The 23,444-nt window shown below is 40.3% G+C and carries 21 protein-coding genes; 4 read left to right on the plus strand and 17 right to left on the minus strand.

The window, feature by feature from the left end; genetic code table 11:
• The coding region (locus F902_RS22695; RefSeq protein WP_005204614.1) for an ESPR-type extended signal peptide-containing protein at positions 1-4,238 on the minus strand (4,238 nt) is incomplete at its 3' end.
• Positions 4,239-4,768: 530 nt separating this feature from the next.
• Between F902_RS22695 and aspT the strand changes: the two genes are divergently transcribed.
• Positions 4,769-6,454, plus strand: coding sequence for an aspartate-alanine antiporter (gene aspT, locus F902_RS14705; protein WP_004806114.1), 1,686 nt, complete (start codon positions 4,769-4,771; stop codon positions 6,452-6,454).
• A 49-nt stretch (positions 6,455-6,503) separates the two neighbouring features.
• Positions 6,504-8,105 (plus strand): bifunctional aspartate transaminase/aspartate 4-decarboxylase, encoded by a 1,602-nt coding sequence (locus F902_RS14710; RefSeq protein WP_005204615.1) that lies wholly within the window; start codon positions 6,504-6,506, stop codon positions 8,103-8,105.
• A gap of 76 nt (positions 8,106-8,181) precedes the next feature.
• Here F902_RS14710 and cntB read toward each other — a convergent pair whose 3' ends face one another.
• From cntB to F902_RS14740, 6 genes are all read right to left on the minus strand, one after another.
• Positions 8,182-9,138: a carnitine monooxygenase, reductase subunit CntB gene (gene cntB / locus F902_RS14715; protein WP_005204616.1), complete on the minus strand. Its 957-nt coding sequence runs from the start codon at positions 9,136-9,138 to the stop codon at positions 8,182-8,184.
• A gap of 104 nt (positions 9,139-9,242) precedes the next feature.
• The gene (locus tag F902_RS14720; protein ID WP_005204617.1) at positions 9,243-10,694 is read right to left on the minus strand and encodes an NAD-dependent succinate-semialdehyde dehydrogenase; all 1,452 of its coding nucleotides are present in this window, start codon (positions 10,692-10,694) and stop codon (positions 9,243-9,245) included.
• Positions 10,695-10,771: 77 nt separating this feature from the next.
• Complete coding sequence (cntA, locus tag F902_RS14725) at positions 10,772-11,887, minus strand: carnitine monooxygenase subunit alpha (RefSeq protein ID WP_005204619.1); 1,116 nt, start codon at positions 11,885-11,887, stop codon at positions 10,772-10,774.
• A gap of 64 nt (positions 11,888-11,951) precedes the next feature.
• Positions 11,952-12,905: an alpha/beta hydrolase gene (locus F902_RS14730; protein WP_005204620.1), complete on the minus strand. Its 954-nt coding sequence runs from the start codon at positions 12,903-12,905 to the stop codon at positions 11,952-11,954.
• Entirely contained in the window at positions 12,902-14,557 is a 1,656-nt protein-coding gene (locus tag F902_RS14735) for a BCCT family transporter (RefSeq protein WP_171061082.1), read from the minus strand. The genes F902_RS14730 and F902_RS14735 overlap by 4 nt, the downstream gene beginning before the upstream one ends.
• A 39-nt stretch (positions 14,558-14,596) precedes the next feature.
• Positions 14,597-15,709, minus strand: a complete 1,113-nt coding sequence (locus F902_RS14740; protein WP_005204623.1) for a tartrate dehydrogenase — start codon at positions 15,707-15,709, stop codon at positions 14,597-14,599.
• A gap of 100 nt (positions 15,710-15,809) precedes the next feature.
• On the opposite strand from F902_RS14740, the gene F902_RS14745 reads away from it, so the two are divergent.
• Both F902_RS14745 and F902_RS14750 read left to right on the plus strand, forming a co-directional pair.
• Entirely contained in the window at positions 15,810-16,790 is a 981-nt protein-coding gene (locus tag F902_RS14745) for a LysR family transcriptional regulator (protein ID WP_005204625.1), read from the plus strand.
• Between the two features lie 75 nt (positions 16,791-16,865).
• Positions 16,866-17,699 carry a DMT family transporter gene (locus F902_RS14750; protein WP_005204640.1) on the plus strand — a complete coding sequence of 278 codons (834 nt, stop codon included), beginning with the start codon at positions 16,866-16,868 and terminating at the stop codon, positions 17,697-17,699.
• Between the two features lie 52 nt (positions 17,700-17,751).
• Here F902_RS14750 and F902_RS14755 read toward each other — a convergent pair whose 3' ends face one another.
• The 10 genes from F902_RS14755 to F902_RS14800 all read right to left on the minus strand — a co-directional run bounded on the left by F902_RS14755 (position 17,752) and on the right by F902_RS14800 (position 23,441).
• Positions 17,752-18,936, minus strand: coding sequence for a porin (locus F902_RS14755; protein WP_005204641.1), 1,185 nt, complete (start codon positions 18,934-18,936; stop codon positions 17,752-17,754).
• A gap of 166 nt (positions 18,937-19,102) precedes the next feature.
• Positions 19,103-19,486 (minus strand): hypothetical protein, encoded by a 384-nt coding sequence (locus F902_RS14760; RefSeq protein WP_005204643.1) that lies wholly within the window; start codon positions 19,484-19,486, stop codon positions 19,103-19,105.
• Between the two features lie 4 nt (positions 19,487-19,490).
• Positions 19,491-19,949, minus strand: coding sequence for a hypothetical protein (locus tag F902_RS14765; protein WP_005204644.1), 459 nt, complete (start codon positions 19,947-19,949; stop codon positions 19,491-19,493).
• A gap of 179 nt (positions 19,950-20,128) precedes the next feature.
• Entirely contained in the window at positions 20,129-20,362 is a 234-nt protein-coding gene (locus F902_RS23065) for a hypothetical protein (protein WP_043540955.1), read from the minus strand.
• 22 nt (positions 20,363-20,384) lie between these two features.
• Entirely contained in the window at positions 20,385-20,633 is a 249-nt protein-coding gene (locus tag F902_RS23070) for a hypothetical protein (protein ID WP_005204645.1), read from the minus strand.
• 8 nt (positions 20,634-20,641) lie between these two features.
• Positions 20,642-21,094 (minus strand): hypothetical protein, encoded by a 453-nt coding sequence (locus tag F902_RS14780; protein WP_005204646.1) that lies wholly within the window; start codon positions 21,092-21,094, stop codon positions 20,642-20,644.
• Between the two features lie 33 nt (positions 21,095-21,127).
• On the minus strand, positions 21,128-21,550 hold the full coding sequence (locus tag F902_RS14785; protein ID WP_005204647.1) for a hypothetical protein: 423 nt from the start codon (positions 21,548-21,550) through the stop codon (positions 21,128-21,130).
• Positions 21,551-21,597: 47 nt separating this feature from the next.
• The gene (locus F902_RS14790; RefSeq protein ID WP_005204648.1) at positions 21,598-22,065 is read right to left on the minus strand and encodes a hypothetical protein; all 468 of its coding nucleotides are present in this window, start codon (positions 22,063-22,065) and stop codon (positions 21,598-21,600) included.
• Positions 22,066-22,441: 376 nt separating this feature from the next.
• Positions 22,442-22,753, minus strand: a complete 312-nt coding sequence (locus F902_RS14795; RefSeq protein ID WP_005204649.1) for a hypothetical protein — start codon at positions 22,751-22,753, stop codon at positions 22,442-22,444.
• Between the two features lie 229 nt (positions 22,754-22,982).
• Positions 22,983-23,441 (minus strand): hypothetical protein, encoded by a 459-nt coding sequence (locus F902_RS14800; protein ID WP_017402084.1) that lies wholly within the window; start codon positions 23,439-23,441, stop codon positions 22,983-22,985.
• Positions 23,442-23,444 lie beyond the last annotated feature (3 nt).

Genomic DNA, 23,444 nt, shown 5'->3' on the forward strand with positions numbered 1-23,444 from the left:
CGGATATCCACATTATTGCCTTGGTTGCTGATCACAAGGTTACTGTCTGCATTGGAAATATCTACAGTACCGTCAGGTGCAACATTGCTCTTGCTGGCCGCATTATTATTGGTGGTGAGATTCCAACCCTTATTGGCAATTTGCTGAACTTCATTCAATTGACTGCCATTCACCGCATCAGTCGAAGTGGCATTCACATCACCTTTGGCGACATTGGTGATCTTTTGATTGCCTGCACTAATTCCGTTCTTGCTAATACTTGGACTATTCGCGATCGCATTGCCACTACCATCTACAAAGCTAAGACCATTGCTATTGATCAATGTGCCTGCTGCATTGACGCTATCGACTTTCACATCTTTGGCTAATTTAACCGTGAGCTTGTTATTTCCATCAGCCACAACACCAATATTGTTATCTGTCAATTTGCTCGCATCTGTTACACCACCAACGACATTTAGCGTTTCTCCAAGTTTACGCTGTACATTGGCACCGCTATCTGCTTGAAAGGTCAGTGCTGTATTGGCTAAATCTTCAATTGCAGTATTGGTTTGATGCAATTGACTACCATTAATCGCATCCGTACTGGTTGAGCTGATTCGACCTGCTGCGACATTGACGATGGTACGTTCATTCCCTGCACTACCCACACTTACACTTGAAGAATTGGTAGGCGTACCCGCAAAATTATAGGTCTTGCCATTAATTACCGTACTGGTTGTTTGTACATAATCGGCAGATTGCGAACCATTACCAAGGGCAACAGCATTGTTATGATTAACAACTGTATTTGAACCTATGGCAGTCGCACCTTCGGCTGTTGCCTGTGCATTGGTACCTTGTGAAATTGCTGCGCTGCCTGTCGCCAAAGCATTTGCACCAATTGCAGTTGCATTATCTGCAATAGCTTGTGCATTGTTCCCTTGTGCAATGGAGTTAAGGTTTAATGCCTTAGCTGAAACACCTTGAGCCAACGCATTTTCCCCGTCTGCTTTGGCTTGTTTACCTAAAGCAATTCCATTTGCTCCAGTCGTCTGTGCATCTAGACCAATCGCAATTGCATCTTTCGCCTCAACTTTGCTGTTTTTACCCACGGCAATGGTATTTTCCTCAGTCGCTCGAGCCGTATTCCCTAGAGCAATTGCACTTTGAATTTGAGCAAAACTATCTGTACCAATGGCAATCGTATTTGAATTGAGATTGTTGTCAATTTCATCTTTGGTCGGATTGGCTTTCCCTGAAATAGAGTTATTTCCTAGTGCAATTGCATTGGTTGCATAACTTGTGGCTTGTGTTCCTGTTGCAATTGAGTCACGAGCATTAGCATTGGCTTGTTTACCAGTCGCCAGCGCATTGGTTCCAGATGCCGATGCTTGCGTACCTAAAGCCAGTGCATCTGTGCTTGAGGAACGACTGCTGACCCCAACGGCAAGCGCCCGATCGGCACTGGCTCGAGCATCATAGCCTTGCGCAATACTTTCCTCTCCTCGTGCAATGGTTTCTTTACCAATCGCAATCCCTTTACTGTTAGTCACCAGTGCATTTGTCCCTATTGCAACCGCATCATTGACTTTATCATTGCTGGTTTGTGGCTCTGATTTCGCATCTTTACCAATGACAATACTATTTTCACCACGGCTGATCGCATGCTGACCAATCGCAACACCTGCTGCATCATATGCAATCGTTCCTGTTGAACCAATCGTGGTCGCATTATCACCAAGAGCATAGACCTGCGAACCTATTGCCGTACTATTTTTATTCTGGGCAATGGCTTCAGGCCCAATTGCAACCGCATCTACCCCAGAAGCACCTTCATTATTTTTGTTACCAATCGCCTCAGATTTAACACTGATATATTTGACTCGGCTTGCCTCAACGGCTTCTTGCATTTGAGCCAGATTCACCGCATCTGTACCCACTTTACCTGGTGCCAAACCACTAATTACCGTATTGGGTCTTAGATTAATTTGCTTAGAGGTTGCATCTGTATAAGTCACAGCATTATCAATACTTGGCAGTACAGCGCCACTTGAGATTGCACCTAAAGCATCGACCACTGTATTGTATTTATATTCCTTGCCATTATTATCTTTTAAGGTAATTTGCGAATAATTACCGTTGTTATCTACGCTAACATCGCCACCAATTAAATTACCTACTTTCTCTTGAGCAATTTTCAACTGTCTCACGTTAACTGCATCATAACCATCTGCACCATCATCCACATGGGCGATTCGACGGTTAAATGCAGCTACGCCGCCTGAACCATCCGAACCCACTGAGATGACACCCTGATTACTGGTTTTAGATGAGGTCAAATAACCTGTTTGTGTTTCGGCTAACTCTTTTGAAGCGACTGAGTTAGAACCTAATGCGATACTATTGTCTTTAGACCACGCATTAATCCCGACAGCAACACCATTATCTGCATTTTTCTTGGTTCCTGTACCTGAGCCGTCATCAATCCCTTCTACTTTTGAAGCAGCCCCAATTGCAACCGCACCTTGATTGTCTGCACTTGCTAAATAACCAACAGCAACAGCCGCTTGACCTGAAATGGAACGTCCACCAATCGCTGTGGTATGGTCCGTTTCTTTGGCATTTTGATTGGATAAATAACCAATACTGACATTTTCCTCGCCCGCGGAAGCCTGACCCGATTTCGAACCAATCGCAATATTATAATTTCCCGATGTACCATTGGATGCTTCTAAACCAATGGCGATATTTTCATTGCCTTTGATGTTTTGTCCTGCATTGGTACCAATTGCAATATGGTTTTGATTGCTATTTCCTGCATTATTGACCGTACCCACACCTGCATTTGCACCTAAAGAAATGGCGCTGGTACTATTCGCCTGAGCGCCTGAACCCAGTGCAGTAGAATTTGCTCCACTCGCAATTGCACTATCTCCCAAGGCTATTGCTGAACCTGAAGCTGCTTTAGCTCCTTGACCAATAGCGGTGGCATTCGATGCAGAAGCTTCTGCACCAGCCCCTAATGCAGTCGCATTCTCGGCACTTGAAATTGAGTTAGAACCTATAGAAACGGCATTTTTGGTGCTGGTACCACTAATTTTTGCAGCATCACCAATCGCAATCGAACTGGTAATTTCCATCGTATCCGTCGTCGCTGCCTGCCCAATCACGGTATTTTTATTGCCTAGTGCTTTAGTGTCTTTACCAATCGCAATTGACTCTATGCCATCGATAGCAGGTGTACCCGCAACGGTTGCTGTTCCGACAACGGCATTATTACCAATCGCCACCGCATCTTTAGCCGCTATATTGGTCACAGCCTTTGGCCCTACCGCCACTGAGTCGGTACCATCAGCAACAGAATCATCTAAAACTGAAGTTGCATGGAAATATTTAGCGCGTTCAATCCCTGCATTTAATAAGTCTTGTTCAACTTTATACAGTTGATCACCAGTCACAACTTCCTTAGATCCAGAACCGACAGTGGCATTTTTAGTCACTGTAATTTGGCCATTATCGATCACAACCCCATCGACTGTAACTTTGTCAAAACTAACCTCTGGCTTTGTCGCAACAGTCAGATTATTTCCTGATCGGGTAATCGCAATATTTGCACCATCTGAAAACTGAACTGTATCAGAAGATTTTACTGATGTTGCAGCATCACCATTTGCTTGAATTTTCCAGGTTTGATTCGATATTCCTCCAACTGATGACTGTAAATTTGCAATATCTCCTTCATTCACCGTGACTCGATTAGCTAGTGAGGAAATATCACCTGTGTTTTTAGATACACTCGAGTTTATTGACGAAATATCACCTGTATTTTTCGAAACACTAGAATTTAATGATGAAATATCTGAGCTATTTTGACTGACTTTATTATCAACAGTTTTTAATTGCCCAAAGGTTGCAGCATCATCATTATTCACCCCATCACTCAATCCAGAGATTTTATTGCTTGTACTATCAACCACCACCGTCCCCACGGTGACATTCTTAAAAGCAACATTATCCGATGTAGAAATTGTGTGCTTTATATTCAACGGATCACTATTATCTGTAACGACTTGTATATTATTTCCCTGAATTACCTCATCTGCATAACTTGCGCCAATCCCTACACTAAAATTAACCAGTATGACAGCAGCTGAAACCTTAATTGTCTTTGATTTTACTCTGGATTTAGCCAGCTCAGATACCGCTACCCAAACACCAGTTGAAGCATTCCACACCAGCTTATAGACTTTATTCATGATTATTTCACCTTATCGTTTATGTATGTTTTTAAAGTGTTTATTTTGAATAAAATATAAACGGAAACTTATTCAAGCCTTGGTAACTTAGAGTAACTCTTTATTTATACTTTGTTTTTTAAATGTAATTTACAAAAATACAACTTACTTTAATATTATTTTAAATCTGATTAATAGTTACATTTTAAAATCACACTTTTCATTAAAAATCATAATATTAAATATTTATTATAAAAAATTAATTATTATTTAAAATTTATTAAAAAAATATAAAACACTAGTAAATACTTAGATTCCAATTTGTTTATTTGTGTAACTTTATTTTTATCTTTAGTTAAAATATATTTTTATATAACAACACTTTGAAAAAAAATTTAGCTTTTATAACAACTTAGACTTTGAAAATATAAAAATACAATAAAATCAATAGATTTGCACAGAATCGCTCTGAGGCGTATTTTAAAAAAACATGAAAAATAAATAAATTTCAAACCTAAAGATAGATCGAATAAGAAAAGTGAGATCGAAAAATGATTGAATGGTTACAAGGCGAATTAAAACATAGCCCAGAAATACTATTGTTCTTATCCTTAGCAATAGGTTTCTGGATCGGTCAGTTTCAATTCGGAAAATTTCAGTTCGGTGGTGTAGCAGGTTCCCTACTTGTTGCAGTCGTACTCAGTCTCATCGGTGTTCCCGTCGATAATGGGGTCAAAGCCATTCTATTTGCATTATTTATTTATGCAGTTGGTTTTGAAAGTGGCCCACAGTTCTTCAAATCATTGGGTCCACAATCGATAAAAGAAATCCTATTAGCAGTCTTCATGGCGGTCAGCGGCTTAATCACAGTCTTGGTCATGGCAAAGTTATTCCATTTAGACAAAGGTTTAGCCGCAGGACTTGCTGCTGGTGGAATGACCCAATCTGCAATTATTGGGACTGCAGGTGATGCAATTTCTCGACTCGACCTGCCCTTGGCTGAGATTCAAAAGCTACAGGCCAATGTCGCCATCGGATATGCGGTGACTTATATTTTTGGTTCATTGGGTGCCATCATTGTCTGTGTGAATATTCTGCCTAAATTTATGGGCAAAGAAATTCACGATGATGCTTTGAAAGCACAATCCGAACGTCTGAAAGGTGCTTTTGAATTAGCACCAGGTCAAGAGCTTGCAATGCCTGAAATTGTCGGACGTATTTATAAAGTCAAACAAGCCAATGGACAAACTGTTGCAGAACTTGAATCCAAACAAAGTAGCATTACCATCGAGCGCTTAAAGCGTAAAGATCAATTGATTGATGTGGCACCAGAACTAACTTTACAAACAGATGATGTGATATTGCTGGTCGGCCGTCGTGCCAGTGTTGTTGCTATTTCAGACCAAATTGGTACTGAACTACAGTCTTCACAAGGTATGGAAATGATTATGGATACGACCGATGTCATCCTAAGAAATTCCAAGTATATCAATCGCAGTCTCGGCGATATCAAAGGCAATACGCCTGCCTATTTAAAGCATGGGATTTACGTGCTGGCGATTAAACGTAACGATGAAACGCAGAGCTTGAGTGATGACACCGTTTTACATCAAGGGGATGTCATCACCGTGTATGGGACTAAAAGTGATCTTGATCGTTTAGTCAAAGAAGCAGGCACAGCACTGCCAGAAAGCTTAAAAACCGATTGGATTTTCCACGGCGCAGGCTTGGTCGTTGGTTTATTGATTGGTCTGTTTGTAGTCCGTATTGGTGATGTCCCTCTAACACTTGGTGCAGGTGGTGGTGCGTTACTGTCAGGTCTTCTGTTTGGTTGGTTGCGCAGCCGCAATCAAGTCCATGGCAATATGCCTTTAGCTGCATCGCAACTCCTGAAAGATCTAGGTCTTGCAGGATTCGTTGCTGCGGTTGGCTTGCAATCTGGTTTACAGGCGATTCAAACCATTAAAGACAGTGGTCTTTCACTCTTTATGATTGGTGTTGTGGTCACATTGGTACCACTAATTCTGTCCATGCTTTTTGCACGTTATGTGCTGCGTTATGACAACGTTGCCGTTATGGCAGGCGCCTTGTCTGGCTCGCGTAGTGCCAACCCTGCCTTTGGTGCAATTTTAGATAAAGCTGGAAACTCGATTCCGACCGTACCTTTCGCAATTACCTATGCCTTGGCAAACGTATTCTTAACTCTGCTTGGCCCACTGATTGTTGGCCTTGCTTAAATCCATATTCAAAATTTTATTGCCGTCACTATAATTAAGGAGACTTCCCATGGGGAACGTTGATTATTCAAAATACTCAAAACTTAGCCCATTCGAACTAAAAGACAATTTAATTGAGCTTGCCCAAAGCAAAACAGACAGGATGATGCTGAATGCAGGCCGCGGAAATCCGAACTTTTTAGCCACGATTCCGCGTCGGGCATTCTTCCAATTGGGGCTATTTTCAACAACGGAATCAGAGTTTTCGTTCTCTTATATGCCAGAAGGCTTAGGCGGCTTCCCTCGCCCAGTTGGTCTGCAATCTCGCTTCGATAACTTCATTATGCACAATCGGGATAAACCCGGTGTAGTATTTTTAGGCAAAGCCATTTCCTATGTCCGAGATCAGCTCGGTTTAGATCCAGATGCTTTTTTACTGGAAATGGTTGAGGGAATTTTAGGTTGTAACTACCCTGTCCCTGACCGCATGCTACGTATCAGTGAATCGATTATCAAAGAATATATCCTACGTGAAATGGGCGTCCAAGGCATGCCGAAAGAAGGCTTAGACTTGTTTGCGGTCGAAGGTGGAACCGCAGCAATGGCCTATATTTTTAACTCCTTAAAAGAGAATAAAATTATTGCCAATGGCGATCGTATCGCGATTGGTGCACCTATTTTCACACCATATTTGGAAATTCCAAAACTGAATGACTATCAACTTGAAGAAGTCCTGATCGAGGCCGATCCAAAACTCGGATGGCAATACCCTGAATCTGAATTGCGGAAACTGGAAGACCCATCGATTAAAGCCTTCTTTCTGGTGAATCCAAGTAACCCGCCCTCAGTAAAACTCAGCGATGAAGGTTTGGCGATATTGGCTGATATCGTGAAAAAACGACCTGACCTGATTATTTTAACCGATGATGTGTACGGTACATTTGCAGACAATTTCAAATCACTGTTTGCGATCTGCCCAGACAATACCATCTTGGTGTATTCATTCTCGAAATATTTTGGAGCAACTGGATGGAGACTCGGGGTAATCGCTCTCTCCAACAATAATATTCTGGATCAAAAACTGGCTGCGCTGTCGAAAAAAGACAAAAAAGAATTGGAGGAAAGATATTCTTCTTTAACCACCGATCCAGCCAAGATTAAATTTATAGATCGTCTGGTCGCGGATAGTCGCAATGTGGCACTCAATCACACGGCTGGTCTTTCTACACCACAACAAGTGCAAATGGTACTGTTTGCCCTATTCAATATGATGGATTCGCAACAGAACTATAAGAAGGCGGTTAAATCTGTGGTACGTGAGCGTGATGCTGCGCTGTATCGCCAATTAGGGGTTGAAGTTCCTGCTGATCCAAACTCAGTCGATTACTACACTTTAGTAAACTTGGAAAATACCTCTCGAACACTGTATGGGAATGAGTTTGCAGATTGGGTCATGAAGAATAAGAACCCAACCGAATTATTATTCCGCGTTGCTGATGAAACGGGTGTGGTGCTTTTACCAGGTTCAGGCTTTGGAGTACAGCATCCTTCTGCCCGTGCATCATTGGCCAACCTGAATGAATACCAATATGCTGCTATTGGGGATTCCTTAAGACGCTTTGCCGAAGAATCTTATCAAGAATATCTAAAAACCAAGAAAGGCAAAAAATAAATCTGAATTAATGTTCCTGATCAATAAAAAAGCAGCTTAGGCTGCTTTTTTATATTTTTAAACTCAAAACTTTAAATTAAAGATCAAGTACCAGTTTTTTGCCTTTGGCACGCGACACACAAATCATCATCGACTGCTGTGAAGCTTTTTCATCATCACTCAGATATTGATCGAAATGCTCTGCCTCACCTTCTAGAATCATGGTTTCACACGTGCCACACACACCTTCACGACATAAACATTCCACATCAATATTGAGCAATTCAATCGCTTGCAAAATGGTTTGATTGCCTTGCACTTCCACTTCTTGATTGGATTTCGCCAATACAACCGTAAATGCTTCACCCTCTTCAGGTACCGTAGATGCAAACTGTTCCCAGTGAATATATTCATCACGGTAACGATGGTAATTACAACAATCGATCACTGCATCAATCATTGGCTTTGGGCCACACACATACACATGCGTACCTTTGGGTTGAGCGCCAATCAACTGATCCAGATCCAAACATTTTCCATCTGAGTCAACATAGCTAAATATATGTTCGCCATGTTTCTGTTTGAGTTCTTCCAACAGTGCTGCATGCTCTGGGGAACGGTAGGCATAATGCAATTCAAAGTCGGCACCACGTGCAGCCAACTCATCCATTTGTGGTACAAACGGTGTAATCCCAATCCCGCCTGCAATTAAAATATGTTTCTCACCATCTGCCGCCAATGGAAACAAATTCTTCGGTTCAGAAATCAGAATTTCACAGCCTTCATTGCACTGATCATGCATAAAGACTGAACCACCTTTACCTTCAATATCTTTACGGACACAGACTTGGTAAGTCGATAGATCATGAGCACAGCTCATCAATGAATAGGCATTGGACAGTTGATCATTCATTTTCACAATGATATGACTGCCACCATTGAATTGAGGGAAATTTTGTCCGTCCTGACGTTTAAATGTAAACCGTTTGATCAGTGGAGTCAGTTGCTCTACGCGTGTGACCACCGATGCAAACATTTCATAATGACTAGCCATGTCTAAATCCTCTTTACCGCATGCTGCTCATCTAAGCATTTTCTAATTTTAACTGCATATTGCCTGTTGACCCTCGATGAAGAGAGTCCCAACAGGCATTGTTGCTATAATCCTAAACACATATATTTAATAGTCATAAATTCTTCCAAACCATATTTAGAACCTTCACGACCTACACCCGATTGTTTAACACCGCCAAATGGCACCACTTCATTTGAAATAGCAGTTGAGTTCATCCCGACCATGCCATATTCCAGTTGTTCAGCCACACGCCAAATCCGTGAAATGTTTTCGCTATACACATAGGCTGCCAAACCAAAAATGGTATCGTTGGCTTGCGCCACCACATCCTCTTCCTCAGTAAAACGAATTAAAGGTGCTACTGGGCCAAAAATTTCTTCCTGAACAATTTCCATATCACGCGAAACATCGGTTAACACGGTCGGTTCAAAGAAGGTTTGTCCAAGTGCATGTTGTTGACCACCACACGCCACTTGGGCACCTTTGCCACAAGCATCATCAATCAACTGTTTTGCTTTCAGTACTGCCTTGTCATTGATTAACGGCCCGATCTGTACATTCGGTTCCAAACCATTGCCGATTTTGAATTTCTGTACTTCTTGCACAAATTTATCGCTAAATGCCTGATAAATCTTGTCATGTACATAGATTCGATTGGCACAAACACAGGTTTGACCTGCATTACGGAACTTGGCAAAGATTGCGCCTTGAACCGCTTTATCTAGATCAGCATCATCAAACACGATCAATGGTGCATTGCCACCCAGTTCCAGTGCCAACTTTTTAATCGTGCCTGAACATTGCTGCATCAATAAACGACCGACAGGTGTAGAACCAGTAAAGGTCAGTTTTTTGACTTTTTCATGGCTGGTAAATACCGAACCAATCTCTTGCGATTTGCCTGTCACCACATTAATGACACTCGCTGGAATGCCCGCCATTTCTGCCAGTTTTGCAAGCGCAAGTGCGCAATACGGGGTTTCATTGGCAGGCTTGATTACGATGCTACAGCCTGCCGCCAAAGCAGGTGCCGCTTTACGGGTAATCATCGCAATCGGGAAATTCCACGGCGTAATTGCTGCAACCACACCCACAGGTTCTTTGGTCACAATAAAACGCTGCTGGCTATTGGTGGTTGGAATCACATCGCCATAAACGCGTTTGCCTTCTTCCGCAAACCATTGAATAAATGAAGCTGCATATTTCACTTCACCCAAAGCTTCGGCTAAGGGTTTACCCTGCTCAATGGTCATGATCCGTGCCAGCTCATCAGCATGACTCAAAACCAGTTGATACCACGCTAATAGTAGGTCTGCACGTTTTTGTGCGGTTAATCCTTTCCATGCAGCTAAAGCCTGATACGCCACTTCGACTGCTTCGGTGGCTTCTACTGCACCCATATTGGGAATGACGCCAATTTCCTCACCTGTCGCAGGATTAGTGACAGGAATGGTGGCATTAGATTGTGCACTCACCCATTGACCATTGATCAGTCCGTGTTGTTGAAATAACGAACTTGCTTGCAAACTTGACATGTCATGTTCCTATCGATTGAAGCGAGGTGTGGCTTTATCGTTTGCCACACCTCGCTGATCTAATACCTGAGACAAAATTATTGATGGTGTTGCGCAACAAGATTCTGGAAATAAGCGATCCCATGTTCACTGATTCCTGAACGTTGCTTGTCGGTCATGATACGCCCTTGACCACGATAACCCCGTGATTTTAAACCACGTTGCACGCTTTCAACCAGTTCGAGGTCTTCAGGGCGGAAGACATTGCGATACCATTCAATCAGGTCTTTCTGATCTTGGGTCAATTCTTCATTGGTGAAGAAAATGTCATAGTGCTGCAAGGTGGTTTCCGCATCCATCGGGAACTCATAAATCACGGTCATGAAGTTTGCACCTGGTGGTACGTTAAACATGGTACAAGGCCAAGTCCAGAAACCACTAAAAGTTGGATCCTTCACCGATGGGTCAAGCTTGAATGATTTTTCTGAAGAACGTGCATAACCATATTGCAGCGTCCAGTTTTGATGGGTGGTGTGCCAGTATTTATCCACCTGTACCGAGTCAGCAAAACCAGGATGTGCTGGACCACAGTGATAGCATTCTAAATAGTTATCCACGATTACTTTCCAGTTGGCAGGTGTTTCCGTGACGAAACGTGCCGCCAGTTTCAAGTCTTTGATTACCGCACAGGCCTCATTCAGTTTTTGTGCAAATTCAGGCAACTGATCTTCAACACAGGTGGCATTTTCATCCATATTGATAAACACAAAACCGCCATATTCTTCAACTTTTAACGGCACCATGCTGGAATTTTGCTTGTCAAAAGACTCAACATGATCACAGTTACGTGCCAGTGCCAAACTACCATCCAGCTTGAATGTCCATGCATGATAGGGACAGGTAATCACGTTTTTGGCTTTACCGCTGCCGCTTAACAGCTCATGACCACGATGCGGGCAGACATTATAAAAGGCACGTAATACGCTGTCTTTGCCGCGAATCACGATGATGTTTTCACCAATCACCTTACGGGTAATATAGTCATTGGCTTGGGCAACTTCACTGCCATGTGCTACGCAAATCCAGCTTTTCGCAAAAATTTCTTCTTTTTCGCGCTCAAACACCTGAGATGAGGTATAGAACACTTTTGGAAATGTCCATGCCACATCTGGGTTTGAACAGAAATCTTCTGGTAATTTTTCAACTGCATTCATGGTTTTACTCCATTAAACTGTTTTGTCCTAACGACCGTTTTATCAAAATTGGCTGATGTTCAAATCACTTGAACATTTGCTTTAACGAACTCAGCATGTGCTGATATAAATCCTGCACCACAGGACAATCCCGTACTAAACGTAAACTGCCATGTAGTAATCCTTTGCCGAGATAAAACTCGGCGGTAATATTGGCTTGTTTTAACTTGTCCACGAAAATACGCCCGTCATCACTCAGTGGATCGTATTCAGCCACCGCAACAAAGCTACGTGGCATGTCAGAAAAATCCTGTGCATTTAGTGGCGCTAAACGTGTATCTTCCCAGTCATTTGCATTCGGCGCATATTCCTTCAGGTAATAATGCATTTCCTCGAGCGTCAATAACGGCGCCTGTGCGTGCTGCTGACAAGACGCGGTATCAAAACTAATGCCCAAACATGGATAGATCAAAGCCAAACCACATGCCTGATTGCCTGTATGTTGTAATTGAACCGCCAGTGCCGCGGCTAAATTGCCGCCTGCACTGTCGCCTGCTAAGGCAATCTGCGTTGGATCAATGTTCCAGTCTGCGCCATGCGCACGTAGCCAGTGATAGACCATTTCACAATCCTCATAAGCGGCTGGAAAATGATGTTCTGGCGCCAAACGATAATCCACACTCAGTACCGCAACATTCAGATCACGACATAAATAACGGGTAATAAATTCATGTGAATCCAGATTGCCCAGCATCCAGCCACCACCATGGATAAACAACACGCAAGGCCAACCTTGCGCAGGTGCTTGGCCCAAGGGTGAATACAACCGAACATTGACGCGATGAGTGGCATGCGCAACGGTTTTATCTTCAATATTGACCGTACCATCACGTGGCAAGGTGTAGTGCAGGCACATCGCATCATAGGCTGCACGAATTGAATCAATATCGTTATCCGCTGCTGAATAAATGCTGCTCCAGTACACCAGACTTTGCATTTCTTCGCTTAACCCATAGTGCATGTTCGGTTGTGCTGTCATGACAATTCCTTTTGACTGCTTTTATGTGCCAGTGCGGTTGCCGCAATATCAATCTGCATCTGTTGATTTGGGTCAGTATGCTCAAGCGCGTCCAAGTCACTAAAGCTGCTCTGTTCAATCAAATGCGATGGCACTTTGGAATAATCCTCAATCAACCATTTCACCAAGCCATAGGTCTGTACCAGAATAATCACAATAAACGGCAAGGCAGTCACAATGGTGGCCGTTTTCATGGTGTCTAACGGCGCCTTAGAGAAAATCATCGCAATCGGTACCAGGGTTAACATCAGACACCAAAACAAACGCGCATTCGGAGATGGATCTTGCCCTTCACTTAAACCACGGGTACAGGTTGCAGAAACCGCATAGCCCACCGCATCCATATGTGCTGCGAGGAAAATCACCATAATGCCAAGGAACAACCACATCATCAGCTTGCCTGCCGGCAATAAACCGAGCAGTTGACCAATCGCCACTTCACCGCCCTGTTGACTCAAGATTTGCGGCACATTGACCATGCCGTGAATAAAGCTATGAACGCTGTAATTTTCAAATACCCCAAAGATGAACCATAAACCAACGCTACCGCCGATGACCATGGCAAGAATCACTTCTTTAATGGTGCGTCCTTTAGATACACGGGTCACAAACAACGCTACACCCGGTGCATAAGAAATCCACCATAACCAATAGAACACCGTCCATTCACGGGTAAATTTTCCATCGCCCATCGGGTCGGTAAACAGACTCATATCGACAAAGTTAGTCGCCATCAGACCAAAACTCATCAATGAATTATTCATAATGAATTGGGTTGGTCCAAAGCACAGCACATAGATCGCAAACAGCACCACGCCCAAACACACCATATGACTCAAACGTTGCATGCCTTTATCCATACCGACATAAGAGCTCAGTGCGAATAGAATGGATACCGCCAAGATAATAATCACCTTGGTCATAAAGGTATTGGGAATACCCGTCAGCTGCGACAGAATGTTAGTAAAGGTGACCGCAGTCAAAACCAGTGAAATGGTTAAAGCACCAAACATACACAGTAAGAACATCAGGTCGACCACACGTCCAACGGGTCCTGTCGCTTTAAAGCCAGTGACCGCTTCCACCATTGACGCTAGGCTCAGCCCTTTATTCTTTCTGACATGGTAGCTATAGCACAGTGAAATCGATGCCAAAGCATAGATCGACCATGCACTCAAACCAGAGTGAAAGAAGGAATAAGCCACGCTGTATTTAAGAGCTTCAGCTGATTCAGGAGCTAAATTCAAACCCGGCGTTTGATAATAATAGGCCCAGTCTAGAAAGCCCCAGTACAAGGTAGATGACCCAATCCCCGACAATATGAACATGAAAATCCATGACATGGTGCTGTATTGGGGCTTACCTTCGCCGAGCTTGATTTTGCCATATTTACTAAAGGCCAAACCGAAGGTAAAAATAATTGATAAAAAAGCAAATAACAGGACTGGCGTGGTAAACACCGACGTAGTCCACTGCATCCATTTTGCAGCCAGTTGTATTGATTCAGATGAGTAGATTGCCAGACCAGCCACCGAAGTAAATACAACGGCAAGACTGGTGATTGCAAGCGTCTTATCTGTATAAGGCTTTGTAATTTGATTATCCATATCTATTCAATCCATCTCGGATAGTGACTATTCCCTCAGAGGTACTTACTCCATCGCGAATAAATCCATTTTTTGCTGAGTCACACAGGATGCAATCGCATCACCCACTTCATAGGTTTTTGCCGTTCCACCGACATCAGGTGTTTTCGGGCCATGCACCAACACATGCTCAATCGCCTGCATGATTTCCTGCCCTGCCTGAATGACTTGTTCATCACCATCTGCCAAGAAATCTAGCATCATCGCACCCGACCAGATCGCCGCAATCGGATTGGCAATTTGCTGACCGTAAATATCGGGTGCTGAACCATGCACAGGTTCAAACAAGGATGGAAACTTGCGTTCAGGGTTGAGGTTTGCCGAAGCAGCCAAACCAATGGTACCCGTACATGCAGGGCCTAAATCCGACAAGATATCACCAAATAAATTCGATGCCACCACCACATCAAAACGCTCAGGCTGTAGAACAAAACGTGCCGCTAAAATATCGACATGCTGTTTATCTGCCTTGATTTGCGGATAGTGTTTTGCCATTTCATCGACACGTTCATCCCAGTACGGCATGCTGACTGCAATGCCATTCGATTTGGTTGCAGCCGTGATTTTCTTAGCCTCACGCTGATCCGCAAATTCAAAGGCATATTTCAAAATGCGATCGACGCCATGACGGGTAAACACCGCTTCCTGCAAGACAAACTCACGATCAGTGCCTTCAAAGGCTTTACCACCAATCGCTGAATACTCACCTTCACTGTTTTCACGCACCACATAAAAATCGATATCGCCTGGTTGTTTGCCTGCCAGTGGACATTTCACTCCAGGCATTAACCGAACCGGACGTAAATTCACATACTGATCAAAACGACGACGGAACTGCAGCAATGATCCCCATAGTGAAATGTGATCAGGCACCTTTTCAGGCCAACCCACCGCACCAAAGAAAATTGCATCATACTGCTGCAGTATCTCAAACCAGTTATCCGGCATCATTTTGCCGTGTTCAAGGTAGTAATCGCAGCTGGCCCAATCGAAGCTATCCATTTGAACTTGAATGCCATATTTGTCTGCTGCTGCCTTTACAACCTTGATGCCTTCTGGTAGAACTTCTAAACCAATCCCATCACCCGCAATCGTGGCAACTTTATACTTTTTTGCCATAACGCTCCCTTACACCTTTGGTTAATATCCTTAGCTGTAAACATGCTGTTTTCGGCTGCAATGATCAATAAGAAAACTATCACCCCAATGGACACGGATCGTGAATAATCTACCTAACCTATCGGATTTAAAGGTTTTTTGCACAGTCGCCAAACGCAAGAGTTTTGTCGATTCAGCTGAGGAGCTGGGTGCTTCACCTGCATTTATCAGTAAACGCGTCAATATTTTAGAAACCAACCTGAACTGCAAACTGTTCCATCGCAGTACCCGTCATGTCAGTTTGACTGAAGATGGCAAACTGATTCTGGATCGGGTCTCCAATATTCTGGATGAATTTGATGAAATCAGTGAGCTGGTGAATAACCCCCTAAGCACGCCCACAGGTCATCTCGACATTGTCAGCAGCTTCGGTTTTGGCCGTAAACATGTTGCGCCAATTCTGTCTAAATTAATGACCATGTATCCCAAACTGGAAATTCAGTTTGATACCATCGACAACACTAAAGACCTGATTCAACACAGCATTGATCTGGATATTCGCATCGGCAATGACATTGCCCCGAATATGATTGCCAAAAAACTGATGTCGAATTTCCGAATTTTCTGCGCTGCACCCAGCTATTTACTGCAGCAAGGCATGCCTGAAAGTCTGGAAGATTTACGCAACCACGATTGCCTCACCATCAGTGAGCGTGACCAATCCTCAGTCTTATGGAAATTGCGTCATCTCTCGGAAGATCGGTCGGTACATGTCACGCCACGCTTCATTTCCAATAATGGCGAGATTATTCATCAATTGGCGATTGAAGGGCGTGGCATTATCTTACGTTCGATTTGGGATGTGGCAGATGAATTGATCAGTGGTCAGTTACAGCATATCTTGCCTGAATACTGGCAAGATGCCGATGTCTGGGCAGTCTATCCTTCACGTTTAAAAAGCTCGTCTAAATTACAGACCTGTATCCTGTTTATTCAAAATGAACTGATCAACCGTTTACAGCATATCCAGAATCTAAGCCGTGGTCAGTTGATCCAACCGATTGAACCGATCAATCCCAATATGGAGAAAGTATTTCTATAATTGCGATAAGCTGCCGGCTTTCTTTTTTCAACCCTTTCATGCACATTAGCAAGATCATAAATCAGCAGGCAGCGTATGAGCACGGCAATATTTGGCCTTATTTTACTTGCAGCGACATGTCACGCCACATGGAATGCCATTGTAAAAGCGGGTACAAATAAATTTTTAACTACCGTATTGGTCACTGCATCCGCAGCAGTTTTAGCCGCACTACTGCTGCCCTTTTTTCCAATACCGCAACGCGAGAGCTGGCCTTATATTCTGGCCTCAACGGCAATACAAATTCTGTATTTTGGCATGGTGGCTAAAATCTATCGCGTTGCCGATATGGGCCTGACTTATCCCTTAATGCGTGGCACAGCACCACTGATTGTGGCTGTTTTAGGCACTTTGTTATTGCATGAACAACTGCAATTTAATGCATGGCTAGGCATCATCACCATTTCCGTTGGTATTTTATCGATGATTCTGGCTGCGCCCAAAACGGGACGCAAAGGTATCGGTCTGGCTTTACTCAACGCTGTCCTGATTGCGGGCTATACCTTGCTAGATGGTCATGGCATTCGCCTTGCAGGATCAGCCATTGCCTATATCCTATGGAGTTTCGTACTCTCAGGACTGATCTTTTTTATCTTTGCCCTGAAAATGCAGTATCGTCAGATGGGTGAGTATTTTCGACATAATTGGCATTTAGGTTTAATCGGTGGGATCGGTTCATTTTTCTCTTATGGTTTGGCACTGTGGGCAATGACACTTGCACCTGTTGCGATTGTTGCCGCACTAAGGGAAACCTCGATTTTATTTGCCACGCTGATTTCAATCTTTATTCTAAAAGAACGTATCAATGCGGTACGGATTATCTCCTCATGCATCATTTTAATTGGTGCTTTGATCTTAAGAACTGCCTAAAGCAAAAAAGCCAGTCTATCGCAAACAGACTGGCTCATTTTCAACGCCGAATTTAGAAATAATAACCTAGCGATAAATAGAACAATTTATTCCATTGATTGCTCTCACCTTGTGCAAGGCCATCTGCACCACTGCCCGTCATTGGGTCATTGCGACTCCAGATATATTCCCCCTGTATGCCGACTTTTTTATAGTTAAAATATAGACCTGCGATTAAGCGATCCGAATCTTGATAGCCTGATTCATCTTTATAAAAACGACTATACGACACATAAGGTTTAATATTTTCTAACTGATGGAAAGGTTTGGCAAAGGTGTAGTTAATTTCATTGGCCATATATTTACCTTTGTTGGCCACTTGGTAAGGATAGTCAAATGCGCCAATGGTCGAACTTTTTGGTAAAAGATCGTCTGCATTTTTAATGTCCTGCTCTCCTGTCAAGAACAACCATTGCCATGCCTGATAATTGGTGGTGCTAAAAATGCTCCATGTACTACGATGCCCATCTTTATTGGTACGGTTATTTTCCAGTTCCGAATACCAGTAAGAGCCACCAATTTCCGTGGAGAAATTCTGCGATTGATCGATATCAAACTTTCGGGATAAGCGTGTCACCCACATATTCTTTTCATCAATATCGGTGCCTTGGGTCAAATCATCTGCCCGCACAAAGTTACCGCTATAGCGACTGGAATCCTTGGAGGTACCTTTGTAGTTGCCACCATCAGTGGGGTAAAAACCGAGAATGAAGTTATACAGATTGTCCTTAAACTGGTATTTCACCCCAAGGTTTTGAATGTCTTCCAGCCCAACAGTATTCAACAAAGTTTCATAATAACTATTGCCCCAGAGTCGTCCAAAGCCGAAATCAACCGATTGAAAACCGACTGTCAGTCGTTGCTGATCCGAGAATTTGTAGCCTGCCCAAGCATCTTTTAAAAATAATGCATCACATAAGCGGTCATACTGGTAGCAACGTACATCCATCGATGCAATCCAGTTCGGGTTTTCATAACTCAAGACCGCCTTGATATCGGCCAATCGCCAGTCATCATTTTTGGAGCCTTCATTGGCTTCGACAATATAGTCTTTATGGATATAGCGGGTACGGATTGCGCCCGTCAATTTCAGTTCACCCGCTTGGGTTTTCGGATCACCGATACTGAAATCGGCGGCCAAGACTGGCGTATTTGCCAAGATACCCATTGAACTCAAGAGAAGCAGTGCTTTTTTCATTGTTGTACGTCCTTGTTTAACCTCATATGAAAATGAAGAAATTCACGCTGACAAACAACGCTTAAACTATAAAGTTGGTCTTTACGGAGTGTGTTTAATGAGACAGGATTAAGCTCAGACAAGTATGGAATATCCTTTGTAGATAGATAAAATCATCAATAATTGATTACAGCCAAAAGAGCATAACTGAGCTTATAACTATCGTAGAACCAAAAAAAATAGATAACTTAATATAAAACCATAACTTTTTATGCTGCTGTACCACACTTATAGCCGAGTTGAAATCCAAGCCATAGAATAGCTTTCTTTTTTCAAAAAAATTTTTTAAGCTCTTCTCAGAAAATAAGGAAATTATATTAACAAAAATAACACTTAAAATTACTGCTTCAATATTAGCAACGTCCATTGATTTGTTCTTATACAAGTTACCGTAAAATATACTTTTTAAAGACTCATTACGATTCACATACCTTGCAGCTAATTGGTGAAAAATAGCCCACAACACAACCGACAATAATAAATAAATCACCAATAAATCTTTAATTAACATATATTTAATTCAATTGAACAACTGAAATTTCGTCTTTAACACAATGCTTAACCCCTGCTTCGCTGTATGACAATCCAACTGACCATTCATCTATATTTTCATATTTTATTTCCTCACCATCATAACCATAGTGTTTTGAATTTATTGGATACAACACTCCCATATATATCTTTTTACCCAAACAATATTCAAAAAAACTATCATGGCTTGATATTAGCACCCAACCATCATCTTGCAATTTTTTTTGTATACTTTCAAAATCACCAAATGACATTTTTGATTTTTTCACCTCTGCTGTTGCATACTTATTCACAGGCTTATTAATCCAAACTTTCTCTTTTGGGCCATAGTTTCCAAAGTAGTTATCAATTACTTTATTAAAATATTGATCTTGGTGTTTTTCATCAGCATTTGAACATGCAGTCAGCAAAAAAGATAAAAATAATATTGAAATAAATTTCATAAATTTACTCTTAATATTTAACCTACAGTTAAAAATGAAATACTAATCGAAGCACCAGCATCTATTTCTTAGCCAAAATCTATTTCTATTGTTTTATAGATGCTGATATTATCTCCAAAAAATATTAAGAATACGTCTAAAGACAGTATTTCAAAACTTGTTCAAATTATCTTTTTAAATTAATCTAATTTAATTACGGGTATCTCATCTTTTCTACATTGATTCACTCCACTTTCTCCATAAGACAACCCTACTAGCCAGTCATTAATATCTGTATATTTAATTTCACGCCCTTCAGGGTTGTAATGATGTGGTCGTATTGGATAAAGTATACCTATATGTATTTTCTCACCCAAACAATACTCATAGTAGCTATCTTGATCAGAAATAAGTTTCCAACCATCAACTTCCAATTTCTTACGAATATGAGAAAAATCATTTAAAGAAAGATTTGATTTTTTTTATTTTAGTAATTGAATATTTACTTTCTGGCTTATCAACCCAATTTTTTTCATTTGGTTGATATTCCCCAAAGTATTGATTAATGATATGTGTAAAATACCTACCTTGTTGATTTTCTTCAATACTAGTACAAGAACAAAGATATACTATAAAAACTAAAAATTTAGTTTTCTTTAATATTTCTTTATTTACAAAAGAACGTAAAATCAAAATAATTGACACACCTATCTCTATTTATAATTATGACATATATATGAAGTTGTATTATTAGCTTTATAAAATATTACATGCCAATCATCATTTAATTGCATTGCAACAGAGCCTTCAACTAATTCTTTATTACCCACAATAACTCGCGGTGCAATAATTTCAAGTTGTCTTTTATCTCTACAAAATATATAACTTTGATTATATTTTTTATAATATTCCCACCCCATTTCTTTTAATTTTTTATCTTTCTTATTTAAGAAATTATTGATATCAAATTCATCTGCTTTAATTTTATATGAAACCCTATTAGCACTATAAGATGAGTAACCTTTTAGATCGCCAGCTTTAACATCAAAAAGGACATTAGCCTCATTTACAAAGTCCTGATTTACTTTATCTATATAGGGTTTTCGTTCTACCTCCTTATCACATCCGACTAACAGAAATGAGAGGATTAAAATAATTTTTTTCATACAAGCCAAATCAAAGTAAAAAATTAAAAATAATTACTTACTATAATACTCCATACAATTATTAACGCCTAGCTTATTGTAATAAATTGCAAAGTACCAATAATCTTTGCTTTTAAAATTAACTTCTTCACCGTCTCGTGTATAATGCTTATCATAAATCGGATTTAATATGTCTATCGAATAATGGTTGGTTTTACAAAAATTATAATAACTATTATAAGAGTCTACCAAATCCCATTTCCTCTTTAGTAGATCATTTTTTACACCCTCATAATCTTTGCTAGAAAAATCTTGTTTTTTTATTTTCACTACTAAAAGTTGAGTTGAGCTCTTTTCCCTATCAGTATCATATTCGTACTCATATTTACCAAACAACTCATTGGAGAACCTCTTCAAATCCAGTACTTCACTATCATCACATCCAAATAAACCAATACTAAAAGTAAAGATAGACATCAGTTTTATAAATCTTATCATCAACTTAAAACCGAATTTAAACAATATTAACTATCAATATTACACACATAGCGTTTCTGTCTGGAGTGAATAAAACCCACATTCCAATACCCAACCAACTGGTTTAATGACTGTCCTTCACCAGTAGAACTATAAGTATCTAATTTAACTGGAGGTACTAGTTCTAGTTGATTAGTGTTTTTATCACAGTAAATATAAGCTTCTTTATATTTTTCTTTATACAACCATCCTTTTTCTTTAAGACTAAGTTCAATATTGTTTAAAAATTCCCTTTCGCCAATACCACCATCACTCTGAATTTGAAATATTAATCTACCCGCATTATAAGATGAGAATGAATGTCTATCTAAGATGCGATCACCAAAAACATAGTTAGCATCACTTTCAAATTTTTTAATTATTGTCTTATTATTAAGACTTTTGATCTCTGATTTATCAGCACGTGAACAAGCCATCATAAGAAGAATTAGAGGAAATATTAAAATAAATTTCATAACTTTTTCCTAATATTTAATCGCTGTTTGTAGAAGTGAAATACTAATCGAAGCATCAGCTTTGTCTCTACTTAAACCAATTTATACAGCTTTGGGTAATTTTAAATTAAATCATTCACTTGATAGTATGATAATGTCTAGCCGAACATTACGAACATGTTGCTCCTACACAAGCTGCACCACCTTCTAAAAACCCATCACTTTCTATCTATATAATTAAAAAAACTTCAACCATTAAAATACCAATGCTTATTATTACTCTACCTACAACAATTATCACCAATGCTAACCCAATTGAACTTTTTTCACCACTTGAAATATTTTAAAAAACCATCAACAAAAACATTACTACAGAAATTAAAAAAATAAGCTAAAATTACTTTTTAAGCTTACACCCACAACTCGTACACTTTTTAGTATAAATACTAAACCCAAGATTAGATAAACTACCTTCTTTTTTAAAAAAACTTTTATTACAATTTGGGCAAATATTTTCATCAAAAATCAATATTTTTAATATATACATACTATATATAGCCACAATAAAAAAACCTAGGAACACTAAAAAATTGAGATCAAACTCACTACCAACCACTGTAAAAAATGTAAGTATTATTATAGAAAAAAACTGGTAAGCAACAACTTTTTTGGCTACACCTCTTAGTCTCTCATTAACATTTCCATTCATTATTTTTTGCCCCAGTATTAATTAATTTAATAAACGTATAGCAAAGAATTGTACCTCCTACAAAACATATAAACACTTCACAAACTTCCTTTAAAGGAATAACATCACATCCAATTAAAAAATAAAATTATATATGAGATAAAAGCTCAACTCCCTATTTAATAAAAAATTTATTTTACTACATTCATATCATCTGGTTTTCTGTGGGTGGCAAAATAAACTAGAAAAATTATCTCTCACAACTATTCACACCATTTTTGTTATAGTACAACCCTATATTCCAAGAGTTTATATCCTCATAAGTAATTTCCTCACCTTTCTTGTTTCTCTCAATCAAATCATTAGGATACAAAATCCCAATAAGCTGATAATTGCCAAGACAATACAAGGTATAGTTTTCCGAACTTTCCATTTCAACCCACCCATCTGATTTTATTTTATTTTTTATCTCATCCATTTCTACATTTGATAATTTTTTCTTATCAATTAAAATTGTTCCAGCATGATTTCCAGGGCGTTTAATAGATGACTCAAAAATAGGATCATAAGATTCAAAATACTTAGATATGATATCTTCAAAACTCATCATTTCAGATTTTCCGCGTTCGCCTGTACAAGATAAAATAGACAAAACAAAAACAAACAAAAGATTTATTTTAAAAAATTTTCTCATCCAAGCAATTATCATATA

The organism is Acinetobacter higginsii, assembly GCF_000369525.1.
GTDB classification, from domain to species: Bacteria; Pseudomonadota; Gammaproteobacteria; order Pseudomonadales; family Moraxellaceae; genus Acinetobacter; species Acinetobacter higginsii.

What these genes read in the sequence shown, in the direction of transcription:
- aspT (WP_004806114.1), top strand. Translation starts at nt 4,769, where the DNA reads ATGATTGAATGGTTACAAGGCGAATTAAAACATAGCCCAGAAATACTA.
- F902_RS14710 (WP_005204615.1), top strand. Translation starts at nt 6,504, where the DNA reads ATGGGGAACGTTGATTATTCAAAATACTCAAAACTTAGCCCATTCGAA.
- cntB (WP_005204616.1), bottom strand. Translation starts at nt 9,138, where the DNA reads ATGGCTAGTCATTATGAAATGTTTGCATCGGTGGTCACACGCGTAGAG.
- F902_RS14720 (WP_005204617.1), bottom strand. Translation starts at nt 10,694, where the DNA reads ATGTCAAGTTTGCAAGCAAGTTCGTTATTTCAACAACACGGACTGATC.
- cntA (WP_005204619.1), bottom strand. Translation starts at nt 11,887, where the DNA reads ATGAATGCAGTTGAAAAATTACCAGAAGATTTCTGTTCAAACCCAGAT.
- F902_RS14730 (WP_005204620.1), bottom strand. Translation starts at nt 12,905, where the DNA reads ATGACAGCACAACCGAACATGCACTATGGGTTAAGCGAAGAAATGCAA.
- F902_RS14740 (WP_005204623.1), bottom strand. Translation starts at nt 15,709, where the DNA reads ATGGCAAAAAAGTATAAAGTTGCCACGATTGCGGGTGATGGGATTGGT.
- F902_RS14750 (WP_005204640.1), top strand. Translation starts at nt 16,866, where the DNA reads ATGAGCACGGCAATATTTGGCCTTATTTTACTTGCAGCGACATGTCAC.
- F902_RS14755 (WP_005204641.1), bottom strand. Translation starts at nt 18,936, where the DNA reads ATGAAAAAAGCACTGCTTCTCTTGAGTTCAATGGGTATCTTGGCAAAT.
- F902_RS14760 (WP_005204643.1), bottom strand. Translation starts at nt 19,486, where the DNA reads ATGTTAATTAAAGATTTATTGGTGATTTATTTATTATTGTCGGTTGTG.
- F902_RS14765 (WP_005204644.1), bottom strand. Translation starts at nt 19,949, where the DNA reads ATGAAATTTATTTCAATATTATTTTTATCTTTTTTGCTGACTGCATGT.
- F902_RS14780 (WP_005204646.1), bottom strand. Translation starts at nt 21,094, where the DNA reads ATGAAAAAAATTATTTTAATCCTCTCATTTCTGTTAGTCGGATGTGAT.
- F902_RS14785 (WP_005204647.1), bottom strand. Translation starts at nt 21,550, where the DNA reads ATGTCTATCTTTACTTTTAGTATTGGTTTATTTGGATGTGATGATAGT.
- F902_RS14790 (WP_005204648.1), bottom strand. Translation starts at nt 22,065, where the DNA reads ATGAAATTTATTTTAATATTTCCTCTAATTCTTCTTATGATGGCTTGT.
- F902_RS14795 (WP_005204649.1), bottom strand. Translation starts at nt 22,753, where the DNA reads ATGAATGGAAATGTTAATGAGAGACTAAGAGGTGTAGCCAAAAAAGTT.
- F902_RS14800 (WP_017402084.1), bottom strand. Translation starts at nt 23,441, where the DNA reads ATGATAATTGCTTGGATGAGAAAATTTTTTAAAATAAATCTTTTGTTT.